At 38.1% G+C, this 1,875-nt stretch carries 2 protein-coding genes and 1 pseudogene; 2 read left to right on the top strand and 1 reads right to left on the bottom strand.

Features of this window, described 5'->3' with window-relative positions; genetic code table 11:
* The first annotated feature begins 189 nt into the window (after window positions 1-189).
* On the top strand, window positions 190-390 hold the full coding sequence (locus H5975_RS08825) for a hypothetical protein (RefSeq protein ID WP_239459630.1): 201 nt from the start codon (window positions 190-192) through the stop codon (window positions 388-390).
* A 9-nt stretch (window positions 391-399) separates the two neighbouring features.
* Window positions 400-993: pseudogene (locus H5975_RS07955) on the top strand (DUF4767 domain-containing protein).
* Between the two features lie 75 nt (window positions 994-1,068).
* On the opposite strand, the gene H5975_RS07950 reads toward H5975_RS07955, so the two are convergent.
* Complete coding sequence (locus H5975_RS07950; RefSeq protein ID WP_428832689.1) at window positions 1,069-1,605, bottom strand: L,D-transpeptidase; 537 nt, start codon at window positions 1,603-1,605, stop codon at window positions 1,069-1,071.
* Window positions 1,606-1,875 lie beyond the last annotated feature (270 nt).

The raw sequence follows: 1,875 nt of genomic DNA, 5'->3' as shown, positions 1-1,875 counted from the left end.
CGCCGAATGGCGTTTTTTTATTTACCACCAACTGGGTGGCTAACTTCATTCTATAATCCACCAAGAAAATATCATGTCATTTTTTCAGAATAACTCGATAAAATCCACTATTAAATCTATTTAGTATTGATTTGGGCTGTCAATTAAGATATAAATAACGTTATTATATCTAACTAAGAAGTTATTATTATGCATTCTAAACAAATTGGACTCACACTTTCTACAATCGCAATTTTGTCTATCGGCTTAGCTGGTTGTGGCAACAGCAGTACTAACCACCGTAATCTTCCTGCCACATCCACATCCCAAACAAGTTCCACTAACCATGAAGCATCCGCCTTATGGAACAATTCTAAAGATCAAAAGCTTTCTGATTTTATGAACCAGTAGGCACCAACAATGAACCAATCATACACAAAGTATAATGGTTATCACCAACTAAAGGTCTCCACTGGTGCCGAATACCCAGCTGATTTACATAAAACCACCGTTAATGGGTCGAACGCATCAATTGGCTAGGCCCCTTCTGGCAAGGGTTCATATGATTACAATGTTGTAGCATTATACAACTACAACAAATCTGGCGCGCCAACAGGTGGTCATATCACATATGCATTTGCATTCCATAATTGTGAACCAGTAGCTTTGGTAGACGAAAGTACTAATGGCACCCCAAACTGGACACCAACTAAAAACTCTGATGTTTCTAGCAATTTCGCAAGTATTGACAATACCAGTGAATCGAATTCCAGCCAGAATCCATCTTCATCTTCTGCTTCATCCTCTTCTTATAAGAGTTCTGTTCACTTAACTGGTGGTGACAGTTCAGTTGCTTACATTAAATCTAAAATGGGCGACCAAAATTGGGCAGTAGAAGGTGGTAACTATGGAAAAGGTGAACCGTCTTCCGATAACTACAACTCCTTGCGAAACGACAATGGACACATATACTACGTTTACCAAGATGGTCGTATTGAAAAAGCTAACGATTAACAAATTTGCTAATTTAATTTACACAAAAGGGCCTGCTTAGTGATTAACTGACACTAAGCAGGTCTTCTTCATTTTCTAATTAACAATCACTATTTTGATACCCACTGGTAAATGAGAATACATCCACTTGGCATCCGCGATCGACAATCTAATACATCCGTGTGACCCGGTCGATTTACCTAACTTCTTCGCTTCTTGAACGTTATATTCTCCCCCGGCCTTGGTCGGAACACTGTGAAATAAATATGTACCATGATTGCGCCATGAAACGTAGTAGTTGGCCCCCTCATTTAATGATTGGTTGTAGAAACTTTCACCGCGTTCCTCCTGGGCATGAAAAGTCCCCGTGGGGGTCATGCTCTTCATTTTGCCAGTTTTAGGATCCTTTTTATAAACTCCTCCGCTACTATACATTGTGTAGATCAACTTATTACCATCATATAAGTATGTTCGGTTCTTTTTCAAACTGACCTTGATCCAAAAATTTTTCACCTTACTCAGGTCTGGATATGGAACAGTCTCAGATGATTTGTGCCAGTCAATTGGAGTTCGCATATGACTGCTTTTCTGGTGGTGATTTTGATTAGCTTTCTTGTTTTTCTTCGCAACCATTGCAGTCCGTTGTCTAGTCTCCTGTTGAACATGATGGCGATGAATTTCAGGGCCAACACCGATTAGTGCAACTACCAAACAGACTAGTGCATAAATCAAATTCCTAGTTCGTAAATTCAATTTTCAATCTCTCTTTTATTTTATTTTGATTTGCAAAGTACTATTTTCAATTTATTATAAGAGTATCTAGTATCAATTCAATAAGAAATCTAAATTTCAAGAATAAGTTAGCCACTAAGCTGAAATAAATAGCACTGACCAATTAATTAT

This window comes from Limosilactobacillus coleohominis, from assembly GCF_016901675.1.
In the GTDB taxonomy this organism is placed as follows: Bacteria; Bacillota; Bacilli; order Lactobacillales; family Lactobacillaceae; genus Limosilactobacillus; species Limosilactobacillus intestinavium.
Note: the sequence above shows the minus strand (reverse complement) of the source record. Positions and strands in the feature narration are given on the sequence as shown.

Coding starts and splice junctions, on each gene's coding strand:
- H5975_RS08825 (WP_239459630.1), top strand. CDS start 190: ATGCATTCTAAACAAATTGGACTCACACTTTCTACAATCGCAATTTTG.
- H5975_RS07950 (WP_428832689.1), bottom strand. CDS start 1,605: ATGGTTGCGAAGAAAAACAAGAAAGCTAATCAAAATCACCACCAGAAA.